Genomic DNA, 23,680 nt, shown 5'->3' with positions numbered 1-23,680 from the left:
ATTTATTCATGGTCGTGGTGGTGATGCTCGTGCCCGCAATCGCAATCGGGGTCGTCACAGTGGCAATGTTCGTGATCGTCGTCGTCTTCGCTCTCTTCTTCGTCTTCAAAAGGACTGGTGTTGTATTTCACATCATGCAATGCGCGCAATGTGTTAACCAGCTTTTGTCCCCAGATATTGCCGAAGTTTTCTTTGCAAATAACCAATGAGTCATTCATGGTCTCGTTCAAACCGAGCTGGAAAATAAAAATAAAGTCTTTAATGTCCTGATAGATATCGGCCAGATCTTCGGAAATACACTTCTTGATGGGGGTGTCGCTGTAAGCCATGTCGGGCAGAAACACTTCCAGGTAATCATCTTTCTCTGTCAAGACAGAGGCAATGTTCATTCGAAGAATTTCGTAAGTTTCTTCTGTAACATAGTTTTCAGGGTATTCATCGCTCATCATTTCGCACTCGGGCAGAAGTGACGCTTTCAGATATAGTAGCGGGAGTATTTTTAAACTGGTGTCAACGAACTTATCGCGCTTCATTCCTTCGGCGCGTTCTAAAAAACCGCAGAATTCAGCAGCAACTGTAACAAATTCTATGACGTTTCTATCGAATATAACTTGGCTTTCTGTTTTCATAAATAAGAAATTGATTTGCAAAGGTAAGAAAAAGTTGTGTTTGGTACAATGAATAACTGTTTATTATTACTGCTAGTTTAATGGACGGTAAAACAATGTGGCCAATCTTTGTGTACACCCGGGTGTAGAATGCTTGTACACCCGGGTCTACGGAATCTGTACATGGGGGTGTACAAACTGTGTACATCCGGGTGGAGATGAAATTTGCTCACCTGCAAAATAAATCGCATAAGCGTACTTGTTAAAAAGCTTATATATAGAACCTAAATACGGATGTACATGTAATGAATAAATGCCAAAAAAGTTGGTGATACTTGGTGATACTTGGTGAGGCTTTTTTTTAGGCAAGTGTCACCCGGAATAATCTGATTGTCAGGTTGTTACAAGGTTGGTGATACTTGGTGATACTTTATTTCATACTTTTTATGAGAGCGGGTGCTCATTTCGGGCTACAAATTCTTAATTTTAGGGTAAGCAGCGAATAATTGCAGATTTTTGTCTAAGTTTGCATTATTAATATGTTATTGTTTAAGATATTCTATTCATGGCTAAAAAGAAATCAGAAAAGGAAGTGGTTACTGATGAAGCTTCTACCAATAAAGTTATACTGTTTTTCAAGAATGAAACCATTCATTTTGTTCTCGGATTGGTATTGGTTATTTTTTCGGTGTATCTGTTGTTGGCTCTCTCTTCGTTCTTTTTCACGGGAGCTGCCGATCAAAGTATTATTGATGCGGGCAATTCACAGGAATTGGCTTCGGTCAATAATCACGTGAAAAACTATGCAGGTTCACGAGGAGCGCAGTTGGCCAGCTACCTTATAAACGACTGTTTTGGGGTTTCTTCTTTTTTTATTCTGGTATTTTTGGCTGTCACGGGATTGAAACTGATGCGCGTACGTAACTTCCGACTGTGGAAATGGTTTATCGGTTGTACGCTGCTGTTGGTTTGGTTTTCTGTATTTTTTGGCTTTGTGCTCATGGAGCATTACAAAGATTCTTTTATCTACTTCGGAGGCATGCATGGTTACAACGTGAGTATCTGGCTGATCTCTCAGGTTGGTGTACCCGGTGTTTGGATGATTCTTTTGGTTTCTGCTATTTGTTTCTTGATTTACCTGAGTGCTCGTACCATTATTTGGTTGCGCAAAATTCTTTCTTTGGGCTTTATCAAACGCAAAGAGAAAGAATCGGTGGAGGCGCTGGGCGAGGAGGAAGAGGCTGAACAGCCCGAATTTACAAATCCTCAGCCGCAGACGGTTGAGTTTTCGGTGAAGAAGACTTTCAAACAAGATATTCCGGCTCAACAGCCTGCGATGGAAGTGGCTCCTCCTGTTCATGACAATTTCATGGTTGAAGAGCCTGCCCCGGCAGAAGCGTTGGATATGACTTTCTCCAAAACGGCTGATGATGTGATGGTTAGTCCGCCGATTCCCGAGGGTCCGGCTTTTGAGGTTGCAACACCTGTAGGCGACGACGATGAATCGTACCAAGGCCCCGAGGTGGAACCTTATAATCCTCAACTTGATTTGGAGAATTATCGCTATCCTACGTTGGAGCTGATGAAGAAATACGATAACAACGAACCGACCATTAACATGGAGGAGCAGAAGGCGAATAAAGATCGTATTATCAATACGTTGAGAAGTTTTGGTATTGAAATCAGTTCCATCAAGGCAACGGTAGGTCCCACGGTTACGCTATATGAAATTACACCCGAACAGGGTGTGCGTATCTCTAAAATACGCGGATTGGAAGATGATATCGCTCTCAGTCTGTCGGCTCTTGGTATTCGTATCATTGCTCCCATACCGGGTAAAGGAACGATTGGTATTGAGGTGCCTAACTCGAATCCTAAGATTGTGTCGATGCAGTCTATCATTGGTAGTAAGAAATTTCAGGAGTCGTCATACGATTTGCCCATTGCATTGGGTAAAACCATCACCAACGAGGTGTTCATGGTCGACCTTTGTAAAATGCCTCACGTGCTGGTTGCCGGTGCTACCGGACAGGGTAAGTCGGTTGGGCTCAACGCCATCATTACTTCCTTGCTTTACAAGAAGCATCCGTCTGAACTGAAGTTTGTATTGGTTGACCCCAAGAAAGTTGAGTTCAGCATTTATTCGGTTATCGAGCATCATTTTCTCGCTAAACTGCCCGACGGGGAGGAGGCCATCATTACCGATGTAACCAAGGTGGTGCAAACGTTGAACTCCATTTGTGTGGAGATGGACAGCCGCTATGATTTGCTGAAAAAGGCGCATGTGCGTAACATTAAGGAGTACAACGAGAAATTTATTAACCGCAAGCTGAATCCCGAAAAGGGACATAAGTTCATGCCTTACATTGTGGTGATCATCGATGAGTTTGGCGACTTGATCATGACTGCCGGTAAGGAGGTGGAGTTGCCTATTGCGCGTATTGCTCAGCTGGCTCGTGCCATTGGTATTCACATGGTGATTGCTACGCAACGCCCAACGACAAATATCATTACCGGTACCATTAAGGCTAACTTCCCGGCACGAGTGGCTTTCCGTGTGTCTTCTATGATGGACTCACGTACCATTCTCGACCGCCCGGGTGCCAACCAGCTTATTGGTCGGGGTGATATGCTTTTCCTTCAGGGGGCAGACCCCATTCGTGTGCAGTGTGCCTTTGTTGATACGCCCGAGGTGGAGGATATAACCAAATACATTGCCCGACAACAAGGATACCCCACGGCTTTCTTCTTGCCCGAATATGTGAATGAAGATGCTTCAAGTGATTTGGGCGATGTGGATATGGGACGACTCGATCCTTTATTTTCCGATGCGGCACGTCTTATTGTCATTCACCAACAAGGATCTACGTCGCTTATTCAACGTAAGTTTGCCATTGGTTATAACCGTGCGGGACGTATCATGGATCAACTTGAAAAAGCGGGAATTGTGGGTCCCAGCGAGGGAAGTAAGGCGCGTCAGGTAATGTGCTTGGATGAAAATGATTTGGAAATGCGTTTGAACAATTTGATGTAATAAGTCGTTATTAGAACAATGAAAAAATATATTTTTACGCTGTTATTATGTGTTGCTGGTGGTTTTAGCTTACTAGCTGCTCAGGGAAGTTCTATTGAGGTGCTCGACAAAACGGCTGCTGCCTTTCAAAATGCGGGTGGCATCAAAGCCGGGTTTACCATAAAAGCTTTTGCGAAAGGACGGCCTGCCGGAGATACTCGCGGTACCATTCAACTAAAGGGTAATAAGTTTGTGCTTCAAACTGCGGAAATGACTACTTGGTTTGATGGGAAAACGCAGTGGAGTTATCTGTCGGGCAGTGAGGAGGTTAATATCAGTAACCCTACCGAACAGGAACTGCAATCCATGAATCCGTATACTTTATTATATATGTATAAAAAAGGATTCTCGCACAAGCTGGGTTCGGTGAAGAGTTTTCGGGGTAAGGCTGTTTATGAGGTGAAGCTTTCGGCAAGCAGCAAGAAACAGAGTTTAAGTAGCTTGGTTATTTATGTGGCCAGGGATTCATATCAACCGTTGTACATATTGGCACAGCAGCGGGATGGTTCTCGCAGCGAAATAGTCATCACTGATTATCAGCCGGGACAGCGGTACGCTGATTCTTTTTTTGTATTTAATAGAAAACAGCACCCTAACGTGGAACTAATTGATTTAAGATAAAATAAGATTAAGTATATGGAAACAGAAAAAGTAAGATGTCTGATCATTGGGTCGGGCCCTGCTGGTTACACGGCAGCTATCTATGCCGGAAGAGCTAATCTTTCACCTGTGCTTTACGAAGGTATTCAACCGGGCGGACAGTTAACGACTACGACTGAAGTCGAGAACTTTCCCGGTTATCCCGAAGGTATTACGGGTCCTGAGTTAATGGAGGATCTTCGCAAACAGGCTGAACGATTCGGAGCTGACGTTCGGTTTGGTATGGCTACCGCAGCTGATTTGAGCGCTGCACCTTATAAAATAACCATCGATGATGAAAAGGTGATTGAGGCTCAGACTGTTATTATATCAACAGGAGCTACGGCTAAGTATTTGGGACTGGAAGATGAAAAGAAATATGCCGGTATGGGCGTTAGTGCTTGTGCTACTTGCGACGGGTTCTTCTATCGCAAAAAGGTGGTTGCTGTAGTAGGAGGTGGTGATACTGCCTGTGAAGAGGCTATCTACCTGGCCGGATTGGCGTCTAAGGTTTACCTCATTGTTCGCAAGCCTTTCTTGCGTGCTTCAAAGATCATGCAAGATCGCGTGATGAATCACGAGAAAATTGAAGTTCTTTTTGAGCATAACACGCTTGGATTGTTTGGAGAAAAAGGCGTTGAAGGGGCTCATTTGGTTAAAAGGATGGGAGAGGCCGATGAAGAACGTTACGACATTGCGATTGACGGTTTCTTCCTGGCCATTGGTCATAAACCGAATTCCGATATTTTCAAACCTTATGTGGAAACGGATGAAGTGGGTTATATCTTAACGGAAGGTGATTCACCCCGAACCAAAGTGCCGGGTGTGTTTGCTGCCGGTGACGTAGCCGATTCGCATTATCGTCAGGCCATCACGGCTGCCGGAAGTGGCTGTAAAGCTGCTATTGAGGCTGAAAGATACTTGTCTGAACACGGGCTTTAATTAGCACCGGATCATAAATAAAGCAGGGTGATTGAATGGGACTTCCTTCAATCACCCTGCTTCTTATTTTGTATGAAAGCTTTAATCGTTGCTTTGCTTAATAAACTTCTATCTCATCCAGGTATAAATTAGCTTGGATGGTGGCGGGCCCGTTATCTTTTCTGTAATCAATGCCGTTGCGCAGCGTTCCTCCGTTTTGAATGGTTAAACGAATGTAGCGTGCATCGGAAGCGGCAAAGATTACTTCGTCGGTAAAGGCTTTTCTGCCGTTTTCGGGCAATTGTCTGCGGAAGGTTTCTTCGGCTACTTTTTTGTAGTTAACACCATCCGTCGATATTTCTACAACTGCTTTTCCCGCAGGGAGTGCCTTATAAGCCGGGTTGTGCAGGGAACCGAATACGACTTTGCTAATCGATTCTGTTTTACCCAAATCGGTTGTGAAAATAACTTCTTTGCATGATTCGTTCATGCCGAAGCTTACCCACGGCGTGTATGACTGTCGGTATCCGCGTTTGCCATTGGTCAGGCCAAAGGTTTGTTTGTCGGAACCCAGCACGTGGTTGTCGTCCCAAATGTCGCCTGTCATCCAACCTGCTCCCGGAGTTACGGTAAAGCTGTGTCCGCTGATGAGGTTTCCGTACAGTGGTTTTGATGTAATACTTCCCAGTCGTTTCCCGTTTCTGAACGTTGCTGCTTTCAGTGATAAGTTGCCGTGAAGCAGGAAAGGTTGAGTGTAGCGGGTTGATTGGTTGGTTGGTTCGGTACCATTGGTGGTGTAATGTATTTCGGCGTTGGGTACGTCGGTTTCCAACGTCACGTTCAGTCCGTTTTTACCGTTTCCGCGTGTGTGGATGTTAACGTCGAAGAAGCTTCGGCATGCTTTTACACCGATGATGTCCATGCGGGCAAAATCACTTTCTACTCTTTGGCGGAAGCTGTTCCAATCCTTATGTTTATTCTGTGTCCACGCCGTCTCGGCAATGGCCAACGCGCGAGGAAATGCCTGATAATCTCTTCGGTCGGTGGTAGGCATGTACTCAGTCCAGATGTTTCCTTGCAAACCAATGATGTGTTTTTTCACCAGCGCATCGGCATCATCGGGAACGGGGTTGTATCCGTATACTTTCTTCAAGGTTGCGTATCCGCCGATAGTGGTAGGCGCTATCTCCGGATTCTCCTGATACTGATCGAGGTACATGTAGGCACCAGGAGTCATAATGGCATTGTGCCCGGCTTTGGCTGCGGTTAAACCTCCTTCAACACCGCGCCACGACATCACAGTTGCATTGGGCGCCAGTCCACCTTCCAGAATTTCATCCCATCCGATGATGTTTCTTCCTTTAGCATTGAGATACTTTTCCATGCGAGTGATAAAATAGCTCTGTAGCTTTTCCTCTTTGCTGTGCTTTTTCCCGTCTACTTTATTAGGCTCACTGTCGTCTGTTAATCCGAGTTCTTTGATTAATGCCTGGCAATGGGCGCAGTTCTTCCATTCGGTTTTGGGACATTCGTCGCCCCCTATATGGATGTACGGACTGGGGAAGAGCGCCATTACCTCGTCGAGTACTCCTTCTAGGAACGCAAATGTTTCTTCTTTGGGACAGAACACTTCATTGAAGATGCCCCATTTGGTTGATACTCCGTAAGTTGTATCGGGTCTGCACGATAGCTCCGGGTAAGAGGCCAAAGCAGCCAGCGCATGTCCCGGCATCTCTATTTCAGGAATAACGGTGATGTGTTTACTGGCGGCGTAAGCTACAATCTCTTTGATCTGCTCTTGGGTGTAATAACCTTGATGTTCTTTGCCGTCAAATAATTGAGGGTAATTTTCAAAATAGTACCCAATCAGTGTTTCCGGTCTTTTTGAACCTATTTCTATTAGCTTGGGGTATTTTTTGATTTCAATTCTCCATCCCTGATCATCCGTGAGATGCCAATGGAAGACATTCATTTTATGGTAGGCCAGCATGTCAATAAACCGATAGATGTAGCCTACGGGTGAAAAATGCCGGCATACATCAAGCATTAAACCGCGATAAGCAAAACGAGGTTCGTCTTCAATTTCAACGGCGGGTATGCTCCATGTTAAGCCAGGAGTTACATCTCTTTTATAAATGGCAGGTGGCAGGAGTTGATACAATGTTTGCACGGCATAGAAAAAGCCATTGGCTGTTGAGGCTTTCACAGTGATCTGCTTGTTGGAAACGGAAAGTTTATATCCTTCTTTGTGAAGACCTTCTTGCTTTTGGAAATAAATAGCCGGTTGACCGGGAGTTCCCTTTGTCTCTGCTGTCAGGTTCATGAGAGCGCACTGCTTCAGGCGGGTTATAAAACTGTCGGCTACGCATTGTGCCTCGGGGCATTGAACCACTACCGGTAAACCGTTGGTTAGTTTGAAACTTCCTTTTTGGGGTGTTAACCCATTAGGGTACGGAATGAGTTGGTACTCATTAACTGCTTCTTTTGATTGTCCGCATCCGGGGGAGATAAATGACACAATCAAAAGAAGGATAAAAAATCCTCTTTTCATAATATTACGTGTGTTAAGTGATAATAAACCAGCAAGATTAACCTATCTTGCTAATCTTTCTTATTTTTTCCTCATCAATGATCTTTATTTTTCTTCCATCGATGCTGATTAATCTTTCGTTTGCAAAATTGGATAAGGTTCGTATGGCGTTAGATGTAGTCATGTTGGAAAGGTTGGCCAAGTCTTCTCTGGAAAGGTAGATGCTCAGTGTGCAGCCGTCTTCTTCCAATCCGTAGCTCTCTTTGAGGAAGAGAAGTGATTCTGCCAATCGTCCGCGAATGTGTTTTTGGGTAAGGTTAACCGTACGTTCGTCGGATATTCCAAGGTCAATAGACAATTGTTTGATGAAAAATAACGCCAATTGATTGTTTTCGCTAACCAGCTTTGTAATAACGCTCATGGGAATCAGACAAATGGCGGATGGTTCGAATGCGGCAGCGGCAGTAAGGTAATCTTCTTTTGCGAAATAGGCTCTGTAGCCGAAATATTCTCCCGGTTTAACCATGCGAATAATTTGGCTTCTGCCTCCTACACCGTCTTTGTATATCTTGACTTTTCCACTTAAAAGACACATCAGGTGAGTGGGAGCTTCGCCTTCACAATAAATGGTTTCGTTCTTTTTGTAATTTTGAAGAGTAAAATTACTGGCAAGGAACTCCCTTTGCTCTTCGTTTAAAGGAGTCCACATCTCTGCAATATAATCCGAAACAACTATGTCTGACAAATTCATTTTAACCATGAGTGTTGCAAAACTGTGTTATAAAGCACAAATGTAAGAAGAAAAAATGAAAAACGGAATAAAAGCAAAAAATAATCTATTTATATCGGTTTTCGATGAATATTCATTCAAATATAAAGATAACAACATGTATTAACAGCTTGACCGTGTCAATGTTATCTAATTTATTTATATTTGTGTGGTTTATTCTAGGCATGTTTTTGATTTGAAAAAATATATATTAATAGGGTTGTGCATTGTTCTGTCAGGTTTATGTGGAAACAAAGCCTGTGCATCATATACGTTCTCTGGCTCGGAAGCCAATGGAATGCCTGTTGATACGATTCTGAATAGAGTAATACTTTATGCTCCTTTTTACGAAAAAATAGTAGGCGAATACACTGCCGATCTATATATTAAAGCCAAAGCCGACATAAAGAAGAAAAATCTTATATTGCGTTTTGTGCCTTTTATGTTTGATACGGATAAGGGTGTACGTCAATATATTATGGAATCGCATAGCGAATTGCACTACACGGCTCCTAATATTTATGATCAGAAGGTTAAGGCCTGCTCGGGAACGGTGAAAAAGTACAAAGGTGTAAATGCGGATATTTTAGATTTCTTTCATGTTAATGTTTATTCTTCTGATTTATTAAATAAGAAATTGCTTTCTCCATTGCAAAATGATGCGCGTAAATATTATACGTATTCAATAGATTCCATTCTTTATGATGCGAATAATGTGCATTATAAAATTTCCTTCGTTCCCAAATGGCCCAGTTATCAATTGGTTGAAGGCTATTTTATTGTGACGGATAAGGTTTGGAGTGTGCGTGAAATGTTATTTACCGGTAGATCTGAATATCGTCTTTTCACCAATCATATTGAGATGGGGAAAATAGGAGATGATGATGAGTTCTTACCTGTTGCATGTAAGGTTGATACGCGTTTTCGATTTTTAGGCAATGTGGTTGTTACCAATTACAATGCTGCGTTGCATTATAAGGATATTAAGTATCAACAGATTCAGCATCAATTGGGAAAACAAAAAAAAATGTATGATCTGACAGAGTCATATACGTTGCAATGTGATACGAATTCTTTTTTTACGGATAAGAATTACTTTCAAAAAATGCGTCCGCTGAGTCTTAACGCCAACGAAGAGAAAATATATAATGATTATGATGTAAGGAAGTATTCTTTGCAAAATAAGTTGTCTTTCAAAAACAATAAATGGTCGTTCTTTGGAAATGCGGGAGATGCATTGATTAGCAATTATTATATTGATATGTCAAATCTGGGCATGGTAAAGTGCTCTCCGATATTAAATCCTTTTTTATTGAGCTATAGTGCTACTGACGGTCTTTCTTACAAGCAGGAGTTTAAATATAACAGGTATCTGAAGGGCGACCGGTTACTGCGCATTGTACCAAAGGTTGGCTATAACTTCAAACGCAAAGAATTGTATTGGTCAGCTAATACTGATTTTGATTATTGGCCGGCCAAAAAGGCAGCAGTGCATTTGCAGGTTGGTAATGGTAACCGTATTTATAGTAGTGATGTATTGGATGAGTTGAAAGATATTCCCGATAGTATTTTTAACTTTAATAAGGTTGAATTGAATTATTTCCGCGACTTGTATGCTGCGTTCAATCATAGTTTGGAGGTGTTCAACGGGTTTACGCTTAACCTTGGAGTTTCCGCGCACAGGAGGACTGCCGTGAATCCTGCTGCTTTTGCTCCGATTGATTCGTTGCATCCCGGTGGCGACTCTAAAATTAAAAGTAAGTATAAGAGTTTTGCGCCCCGAATTAGATTGGAGTGGACACCGGGGCAGTATTATTACATGAATGGAAAGCGCAAAGTGAATCTGCATTCAGATTATCCTTCTGTTTCGCTCGATTGGGAAAGAGGGGTGAAAGGAGTTTTAGGTAGTACCGGTAAATATGAACGCTGGGAGTTTGACGTTCAGCATCAACGTTCTCTCGGTCTGATGAAAAGTGTTTATTGGCGTTTGGGAGGAGGTATGTTTACGGAACAAGAAGAGCTTTACTTTGTTGACTTTGTTAATTTCAGTAAGAACAATTTACCTGTGGGATGGAATGATGATATTGGTGGTGTTTTTCAACTTTTAGACAGGCGTTGGTATAACTCATCAAATAAATACGTCAGAGCTAACTTTACTTATGAAGCACCGTTCTTAGTATTACCTCATATTGTGCGATATACACGCAATGTTATTAATGAACGTCTCTATTTTGGGGCTTTACTGGTACCGCATTTAATGCCTTATCTGGAATTTGGTTACGGCATCGGTACGCATATATTTGATTTGGGCGTATTTGTGAGTAATGTAAATGGTGAATTTTCGCAAATTGGCTGCAAATTCACCTTTGAACTATTTAATAGATAATAATTGTATAATTAATTTTTGTAGGAGGACTTAACATGAAAAACTTAAAATGGGAAGCTTTGTTGCTCTGTGTCGGGTTGTTTTTATTGGGTTATCAGATAAAATCGGGCATAACTGATTTTAAAGACAAGGAAAGGGTGGTCAGCGTAAAAGGATTGGCCGAAATGGAAGTTGCAGCCGATAAAGTAATCTGGCCTTTGATGTATAAGGAAATAGGAGATGATCTTATTAACTTATACAATATCATGAATCGTAAAAATCAGGCCATTGTGTCTTTCCTTAAAGCGAATGGCGTAACCCCTCAAGAGATTAGTATTGCTCCGCCCGAAGTGTTGGATATGCAGGCGGAACGGTACAGCTCTACTCCTTCTGCTTACAGATACAATGCAACGTCTGTAGTTACTGTTACTTCAAAAGATGTAGCCAAAGTAAGAAAACTGATGACGGAACAGGCCGAGTTACTGAAGCAGGGAATTGCTATTGCAGGTGGCGATTATCGGTATAATGTAGTTTATGAATTCACCGGGCTGAATCAGATTAAACCCCGGATGATTGAAGAAGCAACTAAAAATGCGCGTACGGCAGCAGATAAGTTTGCACGCGATTCGGACAGTGAATTGGGCAAGATAAGGGATGCTTCGCAAGGACAATTTACCATAACCGATCGCGATGCCAATACTCCGTTCATTAAAAATGTGCGTGTGGTAACTACCATAAACTATTATTTGAAGAACTAAATGACTGAAATTGTTTGTCGTTCGCGAAAATAATAGTATCTTTGCGCCCGATTTACATAATCAACATAATGTCTTATTTAATTAAAGTTTAAACAATTTATTATTAATGGAAAATTTGAAGAACGTTGCTCCTATTGAAGATTTCAATTGGGATGCGTATGAAAATGGTGAAAGCTTCTCGGGAGCAAGCCGTGAAGACCTTGAAAAAGCTTATGATGGCACGCTGAACAAGGTAAACGACCGTGAGGTTGTTGACGGTACCGTAATTGCTATGAACAAACGTGAAGTTGTTGTTAATATCGGTTACAAATCAGACGGTATCATTCCTTTAAATGAATTCCGCTACAATCCTGAATTAAAAGTAGGTGATACTGTTGAAGTATACATTGAAAACCAGGAAGACAAAAAAGGACAGTTGGTTCTTTCACACAGAAAAGCCCGTGCTACTCGCTCTTGGGATCGTGTGAACGCTGCTCTTGAAAACGAAGAAATTATTAAGGGTTACATCAAGTGCCGCACTAAGGGTGGTATGATTGTTGACGTGTTTGGTATTGAAGCGTTCTTACCAGGCTCTCAAATTGATGTGAAACCTATCCGCGATTACGATGTATTCGTAGGAAAAACAATGGAATTCAAAGTGGTTAAGATTAACCAAGAATTCAAAAACGTTGTTGTTTCTCATAAAGCTCTTATTGAAGCTGAACTGGAACAACAGAAGAAAGAAATTATCGGTAAACTTGAAAAAGGACAGGTTCTTGAAGGTACAGTTAAGAACATCACTTCTTATGGTGTATTCATCGACCTTGGTGGTGTAGATGGTTTGATCCACATCACTGACCTTTCATGGGGCCGTGTAAGCGATCCGAAAGAAGTTGTTGAACTCGATCAGAAACTGAATGTAGTTATCCTTGATTTCGATGACGAGAAAAAACGTATTGCTTTAGGTTTGAAACAACTTACTCCTCATCCATGGGATGCTCTTAGCACTGAACTGAAGGTTGGTGATAAGGTAAATGGTAAAGTAGTTGTGATGGCTGATTATGGTGCATTTATTGAAATCGCTCCAGGCGTGGAAGGTTTGATTCACGTTTCTGAAATGTCTTGGTCACAACATTTGCGTTCTGCTCAAGATTTCATGAAGGTTGGTGATACAGTTGAAGCTGTAGTATTGACTCTTGATCGTGACGAACGTAAAATGTCTTTGGGTATCAAGCAATTGAAACAAGATCCATGGGAAAACATTGAAGAAAAGTATCCTGTAGCTTCTAAGCACACAGCAAAAGTACGTAACTTTACTAACTTTGGTGTGTTCGTTGAGATCGAAGAAGGTGTTGACGGATTGATCCACATCTCTGACTTGTCTTGGACAAAGAAAGTGAAACATCCTTCTGAATTTACTCAAATTGGAGCAGATATTGAAGTTCAAGTTTTGGAGATTGACAAAGAAAATCGTCGCTTAAGCTTAGGCCACAAACAATTGGAAGAAAATCCATGGGATGTATTTGAAACTGTATTCACTGTAGGTTCTGTACACGAAGGTACTATTATCGAAATGTTAGATAAAGGTGCTGTAGTTGCTCTTCCTTATGGCGTTGAAGGTTTTGCTACTCCTAAACATCTTGTAAAAGAAGATGGCTCACAAGCTCAACTTGAAGAGAAACTTGAGTTCAAGGTGATTGAATTTAATAAAGATGCTAAGAGAATTATCCTTTCTCACAGCCGTATCTTTGAAGATGTAGCTAAAGCTGAAGAAAGAGCAGAGAAGAAAGCTGCTAAGAAAATAGTTAAGAAAGAAGAACCAGCTTCTTCAATCCAAAACCAAGCTGCTTCTACTACATTGGGTGATATTGATGCACTTGCTGCTTTGAAAGAACAAATGGATTCTGAAAAGTAAAATTGTAGAAAATTCATATATAAAAAGAGTTGCTGCGAACTGTGGCAACTCTTTTTTTGTTCTGTATTATTTATAAGGTGTTGTTTTATTGATTAAATGGGGAATGGAGAAATTTGAACTACATATTTTAGGTTGCGGATCGGCTTTGCCAACAACCAGACATTTTGCTACGTCTCAGGTATTGAATGTTCGCGACAAGCTGTTTATGATAGATTGTGGAGAGGGCTGTCAGATGCAATTTAGAAGATCACGATTAAAATTCTCCCGATTAAATCATATTTTTATATCCCATCTTCATGGTGATCATTGTTTTGGTTTGCTGGGGCTTATCTCTTCCTTCGGTTTGCTGGGGAGAACGGCCGATTTGCATATCTATTCTCCAGCAGGTTTGGAAGAGCTGTTGCAGCCGATGCTAAAATTCTTTTGTGATAATCTACCCTATAAGGTGTTTTTCCATGCTTTCGAAACCAAACGGCCGACTCTGATATACGAAGATCGCTCGCTAACCGTTACCACTATTCCTTTAAAACACCGGATTGCATGCTGTGGGTTTTTATTTGCTGAGCAACCTACTCTTAATCATATAATCAGAGATATGGTTGATTTTTATGAAATCCCTCTTTATGAACTTAACAAGATAAAGAGCGGTGAAGACTATGTTACTGCCGATGGAACTGTTGTTCCCAATGCTCGCTTAACAATACCGGCCGATCCACCTCGAAAATATGCTTATTGTTCTGATACAATCTACAGAGAATCAGTGATTGAACAAATCAAAGAGGTTAACTTATTGTTTCATGAAGCGACTTTCGCTCAGAAAGAACAAGCTCGTGCGCGTGAAACATTTCATACTACTGCTGCGCAGGCTGCTACGATTGCTAAGAAAGCGAATGTCAAACAACTTGTGATTGGGCATTTCTCTGCACGATATGAAGACGAAAGCGTATTGCTTGAAGAAGCGCAAATGGTATTTCCTGAGACAATTCTTGCACGCGAAAACCTGTGCATCACGATTCCGCTATAGTATTTTGTTGTGTTAAAGATTTAAAATGTCTCTTTTATAAAGGCTAAAGATTCTATATTTGTACAATACAATTAATTGTTTTGCACCAAATGAAGAAATTTCTTTTTAGTATATGTTTCATGAGTCTGATTTCTTTGAACCTTACTTCTATTTATGGAGAGGAGAAAAAAACAGAAACAGCCCAACCTGATGCCGAGATTGTAATTACGTATTCCGGAAATGAACTCTCTGTGAAGAATATAGCTCCCGGCTCTTCCATTGATATATATACTGTCTTTGGTGTGAAAGTACTTTCTATACCAAGCGAATCTGCTAACAAGGAAACAGATTTAAATCTTCCTAAAGGATATTATTTAGTGCGGGTTGGTAATGTAGTGAAAAAACTTGTTATCAAATGATCTTTATAAGATAGAAGAAACAGTATCCATGACACTATTCAATGAGAAAGAAATTCTTGCTTTACTGCAGGAAGAAGATACGCAGAAAAAAGGCTTTGAATTGCTGGTAAAGCAATATAGCGAACAGTTATATTGGCAAATTCGTCGTATGGTTCTTTCTCATGAAGATGCGAATGATATACTACAAAATACCTTTGTAAAAGCTTGGCTGAATATTGATTATTTCCGGGCTGAAGCTAAATTGTCTACCTGGCTTTACCGAATTGCGTTAAACGAATCACTTACCTTTTTAAATAAACAACGGGCAACTACGCTGGTTGATATAGATGATCCCGAAGCCGATGTGATACAAAAACTGGAAAGTGATCCTTACTTTTCGGGTGATGAGATTGAACTCTCTCTTCAAAAAGCACTTCTTTCCCTTCCGGAAAAACAGAGAATGGTATTCAATTTAAAGTACTATCAGGATATGAAGTATGAAGAGATGTCGGAGATATTAGGAACTTCAGTAGGTGCTTTAAAAGCTTCTTATCATCACGCAGTGAAGAAGATAGAGAAGATTTTAGAAGGTACGGATTAAACCTTTGATGGTATAGAATGTCTAAATGAAAAGAGTGAATAGGAGGATAAAGATATGAAAGAAGAAGATAAGTTACTTAGAAAAGTGGGCACAACGAACCCTTTTACGGTTCCTGAGGGCTACTTTGAAAACCTTACTTCAGAAGTAATGAACAGACTTCCTGAAAAAGAAAAGACTGAATTTAGTGTGAAGAAGGTTACTCTATGGGATAGGGTGAAGCCGTGGGCATATATGGCAGCGATGTTTGCCGGTGCCGCATTGATTATCAGAATCGCTTCATCTAATCAAGGTACTGATAAATCTGTTATTACTGAAAAAGAAACATCTGAGGCTGTTTCCGATCAATACATAGATGCTGCGCTTGACCATTCTATGATGGATGATTATTCGCTTTATGTGTATCTGGCCGATGAAAGTGTTGAATAATTAAAGTACAGATATAAATGAAGAAGCTGATTGTTTTATTCTTCTTTGCTTGTGTTTCCGTATTACATCTTTTTGCAGAAGATGATGTGAATCAGAAACTTACGCCCGAACAGTTCCGGGTTAAGCAAGAAGCTTTTATGACTCAACATGCCGGACTTTCAAGTGAGGAAGCTACCTCTTTCTTTCCTGTTTATTTTGATTTACAAGATAAAAAGAAAGACTTGAGTGATCAGGTATGGAATCTATTAAGAAAAGGAAGAGATTCTAAAACGACTGATGAGCAATATGATGAGATACTCCGTAAAATATACGATCTCCGAATTGCTTCTGATAAATTGGAGCGGTCCTATTATCAAAGATTCAAAGGAATCTTGTCTCCACGGAAAATATACCTTATTCAAAGGGCCGAGATGCGTTTCCACCGAGAGCTGCTGAAAGGTGTGCAAAGAGGAGAGTGGGGAGGTAATAAGAATAAGTAACTTATATGATACAAATGAAGCCGGAAGTAATTCCGGTTTTTTTGTTTATAGGGTCTATTTTTTAACCAAAAAGATTCATTATATTGGATAAATGTATTTAATTTGTTTCTGTTTAAATGTCTTAATATGAAACACGTATGAAAAAGTACATTTTTATTCTATTGTTTATCTGTATTTCTGGCGCTGTGTATGCACAGCGAAAAGTCGTTGAGGTTGAAACAGAACCTACTTCTCAATCTGAAACGGCCAGAATGTTGAAACGTAAAGTGGCTATCGGTCGTTTCTCAAATGAAACGCAGTATGCTAAAGGGTTGTTTTATGATAAAGAAAATGACCCGATGGGGAAACAGGCCCTAGACATCTTATCGACACGACTTGCCGCATCCGACAAGTTTATCTTATTGGAACGAAATGACATCAGTCAGTTACTAGATGAAGCCAATTCTACAGAGAATGGCTTTCAGAAAATAGGCGCCGACTACATGATCATAGGTTCAATAACCCAGTATGGCCGCAAGAATCTAGGCGATGCCAAAGTCTTTTCTACCACTAAAACCCAAATTGTTGAGGCAGCAGTATCTATTCGTCTGGTGGATGTTTCTACCGGACTGATTATCTATTCCGACGAAGCGAAGGGGGATGCTGAACTAAAAACCAAAACAACCATGGGCATAGGCGGAAGAGCCGATTTTGATGCAACGCTGAGTGATAAAGCGATTTCTGCCGCTATTTCTAAGTTGGTTGAGAATATTATTAATAAGTGCACCAACAAACCTTGGAGATCATACTTCCTGACCTATGACTCTGATGCAGTGATTGTATCGGGAGGCGCTAGCCAAGGAATATCCGTTGGAGATGTTTTTGCAGTAAAGCTGAAAGGAAAGACTGTTAAAAACCCTCAGACAGGAATTAATATAGAACTCCCCGGGAAACAAGTGGGCAAGGTTGAGGTAGTGTCGGTAGCAGGAGATACCCCCGAAACGGAATACTCCATTGTTTCTTTTAAAGAAGGAGAAATTGACGGAACACAATTACGTAACTATTACATAGAGGAGATTAAACAATGAAAAACAAATGGATTCTAGGAGCTGTCTTTGGACTGGCTTTGCTTATGACAGGTTGCAAAGTGGGAAACGTAGCTTCCAGTCAGGGGCTGACCGATCAGGCGTATCTGTACTTTGCATCCAGCAATAAGTATGAGGAACCGGTCGTTGTGAGTGTTGACGAAGATGCAACGTTCGAAGCTCAAGTAGTAAAAGAAAAGAAATCAACGATAAAAGGCTTTACGTATGCCATAAGAACGGGCAAAAGACACGTAGTTGTAAGAAGTAAAGGTCAGGTATTGTATGACCGTACCGTGTTTGTTGCTCCCCAAGAAACGAAAAAAATATCATTGCCATGAGAAAATTACTATTCTTAGTTTCACTCAGTTGCATACTTGCATCGTGTTCTACCACCACCACACTTTACAGTTGGGACGATTACGTGAACAGCTCTTATAAATACTATAAGAAACAAACACCGGAAGCGGCTGCCGACTTGATGAAAACGTATGAAGACATTATCAATAATCAGAAGGGCACCCGAAAGGTTGTTCCTCCCGGTATTTGTGCTGAGTATGGTTATTTCTTGATTCAAAATGGCAAACAAGAAGAAGGTTTGGCTATGTTTACCAAGGAGAAGGAACTTTATCCGGAGTCGGCTGTGTTTATGGATCACCTTATTAAAAAGTTTACCAAATGAAAAAATATATATACTTGCTGTTGGCTTCAGTGATTTTAGCTTCTTGCGGAACCACTGCCACTACCACCCGTGGCGATAGTTATCCTAAAATGTATGCTGAAAAGCCTTTAACTATTTTAGTGATGCCTCCTATTAATAAAACAGTGAATGTGGAGGCCAAAGAATACTTTTATACATCCATGGCAATGCCTTTGGCAGAGAAGGGTTATTATGTAATCTCTCCTTTTCTGGCAATGGATTTTATGAAAAGTGAAAGCGCTTATGATAGTGAAATGTATATAGATGGTTCGCTAACTGCCTTTAAGAATGTATTTGGAGCCGATGTTGCTTTGTTTACGATCATCAATCAATGGAGTAAGTCGACCATTGGAAGCGTTATAACTGTCGATATTGAATACATTCTTAAATCAACGACTTCCAATGAAGTGTTGTTTACCAGAAAAGGTGTATTAAGTGTTGACACCAGTGTGAACTCCGGAGGAAATGCCGGACTTCTCGGGGCATTAGTCGATTTGGCAGCGTCTGCCATCAATACCGCTCTGACCGATAAAGTAATTGCTGCCCGCAGATGCAATACGTTTGTGCTGGAAGATCTTCCGGAAGGTTTTTATTCGCCTCAGTTCGGTGCGGATATGCAAGTTGGTGCCGGTGGTCCTGTTTTCTCGGGCACAGTGCAGCAATAAGATAGGAGCTAAAATACAAAAAAGTCGTTCATTATTGGAGAATATACAATGAACGACTTTTTTATATGGCTTATAATCCCAATTTCTTAGCTTCATCCCAGATCACATCCATCTCTTCCAGACTCATTTCTTTCAATTGGATTCCTTTCTTGAGCGTGTGCTCCTCCAGGTAGTTAAACCGTCGCAAGAATTTTTGATTGGTTCTTTCCAGCGCGTTGTCGGGGTTGATGCCGTAAAGTCGTGCCGCATTGATTACACTGAAAAGAAGATCCCCGAATTCAGCCTCGGCTTTGTCCTTGTCCAAGTTGGCTATTTCAACCTGAAGCTCACTAAATTCCTCTTTGACCTTATCCCACACCTGTTCCTTTTTCTCCCAATCGAAACCAACATGTCGCGCCTTGTCCTGCATTCTATACGCTTTGATGAGCGAAGGAAGTGCTGCGGGTACCCCGCTTAACACACTCTTGTTCCCATCTTTTTCTTTCAGTTTCAGTTGCTCCCAGTTATCGAGCACCTGTCCCACGGTTTCTGATTTCTCTTCGCCAAAGACGTGAGGGTGACGGTAAATCAGTTTGTCGCAAAGCTTATCGCATACATCCTTTATATCATAATCACCTTTTTCAGAACCGATTTTAGCGTAGAAAATAACATGCAGTAAAACGTCGCCCAACTCTTTGCAGATTTCGTTTTTATCGTCACGCATCAAAGCGTCGCATAACTCGTAAGTTTCCTCAATGGTGTTGGGGCGCAAACTTTCGTTCGTTTGCTTTCTGTCCCACGGACACTTCACACGCAACTCATCCAAAATATCCAGTAACCGCCCGAAGGCTTCCATCTTTTCTTCTTTATTGTGCATCTTTTCTTTGATTTATAATACTATTTCTTAAATGATCAATTTGAGTTTTCTCCCTCCATGAAACGAGGAGTCCCACTACCTCGGAATAATTCTTCCGTCCGCTTTTTATTTTGTTCCCTTTCAGGTAAAGATCGTAAATCCAATCCTGCATTTTACCCACAGCCGGGTTATACATCGCCATCCAATGTTTATACACACCCTCGCTTTGCGCCTGAATATCCGGCTTCACCGATTCCGCCAACTCCTTGAAATCTTTTTCGGGCAACAACCGTTTGGCATTATAAAGCACGTGGTTGAGCACCGAAAAATAGCCACTGTATTTAATGGCCCTATTGGCAGAATGCGTGCATACCTGGTACGCATAAAAATTAGCCTCGGCTTCGCTAGTTATTCCCCACAAATGAGCTTGTTCATGAGCATAAGTAGCAGCATATTCAACGGGCAACAAATTCTTATTGAGGTTGAACTCGCAGAAGAACGGTCCCATGTATCCTGTAATGCCAACGGCCGAACTCAGCCAGCTGAACATCATACTCTTCACCCGCGGCGAACTTTGGAACGGCTTGTTTACCCCCAATGAATCGGCCATCAACCGATATTGCGACGTTATTTCGTGGGCAATCTCCTTTTTATTGATGTCGTTCACTGGAACATACGCTTGGTTAAGCTCCACAATATATTCTTTTACGAATTCTTTAAAGCCCTGCGGTGTATACGACACGTAAGGCGTTTGCGTCCGAGCATAGAAATCATGTTGGGAATAATTCAATCCCCAGGAGAGATAGAACCAAACATAGATCCACGCCAGGAACTCTACTTCCAGACGCAACACTTTTTTCCAAGAAAACTTCCGGTATCTGCCGTAAAAGGGAAAGCAAATGACTGCCGTTATGCTGAGAGAAATGAACAAATCGCCTACAGAAAAAGGAATTCCGTGAGACAGCGAAGACAATAGTGCACCTATTACCGGATACACGGAACGGGCGTACACCTCCCCCCACGCGGGAATGCTTTGGACCATGAGCACCAAGCCCAAAAGAATACCCAGAACGATATACCTGATCAGTTGTTTCTTACGTATCATCCTTTTTCTTGTTAAGCAAAAGCAAAAGTACGCATTCCCGCTGCTTTTTTCTACTTATTTTTATTAATTTTGCGACCACTATACTATAAAACAATAGTATGCATGAAGTTGCAATAAATAATTAACAGATAAAATAAAATGGAATTAGCAAGCAAGTACAATCCTGCCGAGGTTGAGGAGAAGTGGTATGAATACTGGAACCGTCATCGTTTATTCAGTTCAAAACCTGATAGCCGTGAGCCTTATACCGTCGTCATTCCTCCTCCCAACGTAACCGGAGTGTTGCACATGGGACACATGCTTAATAATACCATTCAGGATATTCTGGTGCGCCGTGCCCGCATGGAAGGCAAGAATGCCTGCTGGGTGCCGGGTACCGACCATGCTTCTATTGCTACAGAGGCAAAGGTTGTAAACCGTTTGGCTTCACAAGGCATTAAGAAGACAGACCTGAGCCGCGAAGATTTCCTTAAACACGCGTGGGAGTGGACCGATGAGCACGGAGGCATTATTTTGCAGCAGCTCCGTAAGTTGGGTGCTTCTTGCGACTGGGAGCGCACTGCCTTCACGATGGATGAAGAGCGCAGCGAAAGTGTTTTGAAAGTTTTTGTTGACCTCTACAACAAAGGACTCATATACCGGGGCGTACGAATGGTTAACTGGGACCCGAAAGCGTTGACTGCCCTTTCTGACGAAGAAGTTATCTTCAAGGAAGAGCACAGCAAACTTTTCTACCTGCGCTACAAGATAGAGGGAGAAGATGGTTACGCGGTAGTGGCTACCACTCGTCCGGAAACTATTATGGGCGACACAGCTATGTGTATCAACCCCAATGACCCCAAGAATCAGCACCTGAAAGGTAAAAAAGTGATTGTGCCGTTGGTTAACCGCGTTATTCCGGTTATTGAAGACGACTACGTAGATATAGAATTCGGTACGGGATGTTTGAAAGTAACCCCTGCGCATGATGTAAATGACTACATGCTGGGTGAAAAATATAACCTTCCGAGCATTGACATATTCAATGACAACGGTACACTGAGCGAGGCTGCCGGACTGTATGTTGGTCAGGACCGCTTCGATGTGCGCAAGCAAATTGAAAAAGACCTGGAAGCAGCCGGCTTACTCGAAAAGGTTGAGGCTTATACCAATAAGGTGGGCTATTCCGAAAGAACCAACGTGGTTATTGAACCGAAGCTGTCTATGCAGTGGTTCCTGAAGATGGAACAAATGGCTAAAACAGCGTTAGAGCCGGTGATGAACGACGACATCAAGTTTTACCCGCCTAAATATAAAAACACCTACCGTCACTGGATGGAAAACATCAAAGACTGGTGCATCAGCCGTCAGCTATGGTGGGGCCACCGCATACCGGCTTATTTCCTTCCCGAAGGAGGTTATGTGGTAGCTGCGACTAAAGAAGAAGCGTTGAAAAAAGCAAATGCAAGATACATTGACCCTGTATTGACTATGGCCGACTTGCGTCAGGATGAAGACTGCCTCGACACGTGGTTCTCTTCTTGGTTGTGGCCTATCTCTTTGTTCGACGGTATCAACAATCCCGGAAACGAAGAAATAAAATACTACTATCCAACCAGTGATTTGGTTACCGGACCCGATATTATTTTCTTTTGGGTGGCCCGTATGATTATGGCCGGTTACGAATACGAAGGCAAGATGCCTTTTAAAAACGTGTACTTTACCGGTATTGTGCGCGACAAGATAGGTCGTAAGATGTCAAAATCACTCGGTAACTCGCCCGATCCGCTCGACCTGATTGCACAGTACGGAGCAGACGGTGTGCGTATGGGAATGATGTTGGCGGCACCTGCCGGCAACGACATCTTGTTTGATGAATCACTTTGCGAGCAAGGACGAAATTTCAATAATAAAATATGGAATGCTTTCCGACTGATTAAAGGTTGGGAGATTGACGAAACCGCATCGGTTCCCGAAGCTTCACAGAAAGCCATTCACTGGTTTGAGTCCAAACAAAACGAAGTGGCTGCCGAAGTAGCCGACCTGTTTGGCAAGTACCGCTTGAGCGAGGCATTGATGGCAGTGTACAAACTGTTTTGGGATGAGTTCTCTTCTTGGTACCTCGAGATGATTAAGCCGGCTTACGGTCAGCCCATCAGCCGCTCGGTGTATAGCACTACCTTGTGCTTCTTCGATAATTTGTTGAAGTTGCTGCATCCTTTTATGCCTTTCATTACGGAAGAGCTGTGGCAACAGATGTACGAACGCGAAGAAGGTGAAAGCATCATGGTTCAGTACTTTAAATTAGACACTTATGTGGATGTACCTTACGTGCGTCAGTTTGAAGTAGCCAAAGAAGTGATAGCCAACATCCGCAGCATTCGTTTGCAGAAAAATATTGCTCAGAAAGAAGAGCTTGAACTTCAGATATTGGGAGCCAATCCGGTAGCCGAATTCACCGCGGTGATTAAGAAGATGGCCAACTTGAGTGAGCTGACTTCCGTAGAAACAAAGGCCGAAGGAGCTGCATCGTTCATGGTGGGAACAACAGAATTTGCCGTACCTTTGGGCAATATGATTGATGTGGAAGCCGAGATTGCCCGTATGGAAGCCGAGCTGAAGCACAAAGAAGGCTTCTTGCAGGGAGTAATGAAAAAGCTGAGCAACGAGAAGTTTGTGAACAATGCGCCTGCTGCCGTGTTAGATCTTGAACGCAAGAAACAGGCGGATGCCGAAAGCATTATTGCTTCGCTCAAAGAAAGCATTGCTGCTTTGAGAAAACAGTAATATATTTGTTTTAGTTTATATACGGAGACGTGGGCTAATCTTTCGGGGTTTGTCCGCGTCTTTTTTTAGCACCCCAATCGTTGC

21 protein-coding genes are annotated in these 23,680 nt (G+C 41.9%); 16 read left to right on the top strand and 5 right to left on the bottom strand.

Going from position 1 to position 23,680, the window contains the following annotated elements:
- Nucleotides 1-2: 2 nt before the first annotated feature.
- Nucleotides 3-629 carry a DUF5063 domain-containing protein gene (locus ACKPCE_RS00860; protein WP_319503855.1) on the bottom strand — a complete coding sequence of 209 codons (627 nt, stop codon included), beginning with the start codon at nt 627-629 and terminating at the stop codon, nt 3-5.
- A gap of 544 nt (nt 630-1,173) precedes the next feature.
- Between ACKPCE_RS00860 and ACKPCE_RS00855 the strand changes: the two genes are divergently transcribed.
- From ACKPCE_RS00855 to trxB, 3 genes are read left to right on the top strand one after another with little or no spacing between them, the layout of a single operon-like run.
- Nucleotides 1,174-3,642 carry an FtsK/SpoIIIE family DNA translocase gene (locus tag ACKPCE_RS00855; RefSeq protein ID WP_319503854.1) on the top strand — a complete coding sequence of 823 codons (2,469 nt, stop codon included), beginning with the start codon at nt 1,174-1,176 and terminating at the stop codon, nt 3,640-3,642.
- Nucleotides 3,643-3,660: 18 nt separating this feature from the next.
- Nucleotides 3,661-4,302 carry an outer membrane lipoprotein periplasmic chaperone LolA1 gene (gene lolA1, locus ACKPCE_RS00850; RefSeq protein WP_319503853.1) on the top strand — a complete coding sequence of 214 codons (642 nt, stop codon included), beginning with the start codon at nt 3,661-3,663 and terminating at the stop codon, nt 4,300-4,302.
- A 15-nt stretch (nt 4,303-4,317) separates the two neighbouring features.
- On the top strand, nt 4,318-5,262 hold the full coding sequence (gene trxB / locus ACKPCE_RS00845) for a thioredoxin-disulfide reductase (protein WP_024996243.1): 945 nt from the start codon (nt 4,318-4,320) through the stop codon (nt 5,260-5,262).
- Between the two features lie 97 nt (nt 5,263-5,359).
- On the opposite strand, the gene ACKPCE_RS00840 is transcribed toward trxB, so the two are convergent.
- Nucleotides 5,360-7,792, bottom strand: a complete 2,433-nt coding sequence (locus ACKPCE_RS00840) for a glycoside hydrolase family 20 protein (protein ID WP_319503852.1) — start codon at nt 7,790-7,792, stop codon at nt 5,360-5,362.
- A gap of 37 nt (nt 7,793-7,829) precedes the next feature.
- A complete protein-coding gene (locus ACKPCE_RS00835; protein ID WP_024996241.1) occupies nt 7,830-8,531 on the bottom strand; it encodes a Crp/Fnr family transcriptional regulator in 702 nt (233 codons plus the stop codon).
- Between the two features lie 205 nt (nt 8,532-8,736).
- Here ACKPCE_RS00835 and ACKPCE_RS00830 point away from each other — a divergent pair, with 205 nt between their 5' ends.
- The 12 genes from ACKPCE_RS00830 to ACKPCE_RS00775 all read left to right on the top strand — a co-directional run bounded on the left by ACKPCE_RS00830 (nt 8,737) and on the right by ACKPCE_RS00775 (nt 18,890).
- Nucleotides 8,737-10,926, top strand: a complete 2,190-nt coding sequence (locus ACKPCE_RS00830; RefSeq protein ID WP_319503851.1) for a DUF5686 family protein — start codon at nt 8,737-8,739, stop codon at nt 10,924-10,926.
- Between the two features lie 35 nt (nt 10,927-10,961).
- Nucleotides 10,962-11,663 (top strand): SIMPL domain-containing protein, encoded by a 702-nt coding sequence (locus tag ACKPCE_RS00825; RefSeq protein WP_319503850.1) that lies wholly within the window; start codon nt 10,962-10,964, stop codon nt 11,661-11,663.
- Nucleotides 11,664-11,769: 106 nt separating this feature from the next.
- On the top strand, nt 11,770-13,557 hold the full coding sequence (gene rpsA / locus ACKPCE_RS00820) for a 30S ribosomal protein S1 (RefSeq protein WP_319503849.1): 1,788 nt from the start codon (nt 11,770-11,772) through the stop codon (nt 13,555-13,557).
- 103 nt (nt 13,558-13,660) lie between these two features.
- A complete protein-coding gene (locus ACKPCE_RS00815) occupies nt 13,661-14,581 on the top strand; it encodes a ribonuclease Z (RefSeq protein WP_276965912.1) in 921 nt (306 codons plus the stop codon).
- An 89-nt stretch (nt 14,582-14,670) separates the two neighbouring features.
- Nucleotides 14,671-14,979 (top strand): T9SS type A sorting domain-containing protein, encoded by a 309-nt coding sequence (locus ACKPCE_RS00810; protein WP_276993744.1) that lies wholly within the window; start codon nt 14,671-14,673, stop codon nt 14,977-14,979.
- A gap of 28 nt (nt 14,980-15,007) precedes the next feature.
- Nucleotides 15,008-15,559, top strand: coding sequence for an RNA polymerase sigma factor (locus ACKPCE_RS00805; protein ID WP_319503848.1), 552 nt, complete (start codon nt 15,008-15,010; stop codon nt 15,557-15,559).
- A gap of 54 nt (nt 15,560-15,613) precedes the next feature.
- On the top strand, nt 15,614-15,985 hold the full coding sequence (locus ACKPCE_RS00800) for a hypothetical protein (RefSeq protein ID WP_024996234.1): 372 nt from the start codon (nt 15,614-15,616) through the stop codon (nt 15,983-15,985).
- Between the two features lie 17 nt (nt 15,986-16,002).
- Nucleotides 16,003-16,464: a hypothetical protein gene (locus ACKPCE_RS00795; protein ID WP_319503847.1), complete on the top strand. Its 462-nt coding sequence runs from the start codon at nt 16,003-16,005 to the stop codon at nt 16,462-16,464.
- A gap of 137 nt (nt 16,465-16,601) precedes the next feature.
- Nucleotides 16,602-17,531 (top strand): CsgG/HfaB family protein, encoded by a 930-nt coding sequence (locus ACKPCE_RS00790; RefSeq protein ID WP_319503846.1) that lies wholly within the window; start codon nt 16,602-16,604, stop codon nt 17,529-17,531.
- Nucleotides 17,528-17,866: a hypothetical protein gene (locus tag ACKPCE_RS00785; RefSeq protein WP_276993739.1), complete on the top strand. Its 339-nt coding sequence runs from the start codon at nt 17,528-17,530 to the stop codon at nt 17,864-17,866. The genes ACKPCE_RS00790 and ACKPCE_RS00785 overlap by 4 nt, the downstream gene beginning before the upstream one ends.
- Nucleotides 17,863-18,207, top strand: coding sequence for a DUF4810 domain-containing protein (locus tag ACKPCE_RS00780; protein ID WP_319503845.1), 345 nt, complete (start codon nt 17,863-17,865; stop codon nt 18,205-18,207). The genes ACKPCE_RS00785 and ACKPCE_RS00780 overlap by 4 nt, the downstream gene beginning before the upstream one ends.
- Nucleotides 18,204-18,890: a GNA1162 family protein gene (locus ACKPCE_RS00775; protein ID WP_319503844.1), complete on the top strand. Its 687-nt coding sequence runs from the start codon at nt 18,204-18,206 to the stop codon at nt 18,888-18,890. Before ACKPCE_RS00780 ends, ACKPCE_RS00775 begins: the two co-directional genes overlap by 4 nt.
- A gap of 70 nt (nt 18,891-18,960) precedes the next feature.
- On the opposite strand, the gene mazG is transcribed toward ACKPCE_RS00775, so the two are convergent.
- Both mazG and ACKPCE_RS00765 read right to left on the bottom strand, forming a co-directional pair.
- On the bottom strand, nt 18,961-19,746 hold the full coding sequence (mazG, locus tag ACKPCE_RS00770; protein ID WP_276993734.1) for a nucleoside triphosphate pyrophosphohydrolase: 786 nt from the start codon (nt 19,744-19,746) through the stop codon (nt 18,961-18,963).
- Entirely contained in the window at nt 19,736-20,830 is a 1,095-nt protein-coding gene (locus ACKPCE_RS00765) for a DUF3810 domain-containing protein (RefSeq protein WP_319503843.1), read from the bottom strand. Before ACKPCE_RS00765 ends, mazG begins: the two co-directional genes overlap by 11 nt.
- Before the next feature lie 138 nt (nt 20,831-20,968).
- Between ACKPCE_RS00765 and ACKPCE_RS00760 the strand changes: the two genes are divergently transcribed.
- Nucleotides 20,969-23,596, top strand: coding sequence for a valine--tRNA ligase (locus tag ACKPCE_RS00760; RefSeq protein WP_319503842.1), 2,628 nt, complete (start codon nt 20,969-20,971; stop codon nt 23,594-23,596).
- Nucleotides 23,597-23,680: the final 84 nt, after the last annotated feature.

This window comes from Bacteroides graminisolvens (genome assembly GCF_963666085.1).
Lineage (GTDB): Bacteria > Bacteroidota > Bacteroidia > Bacteroidales > Bacteroidaceae > Bacteroides > Bacteroides graminisolvens.
This window is presented reverse-complemented; position numbering and strand designations above follow the sequence as displayed.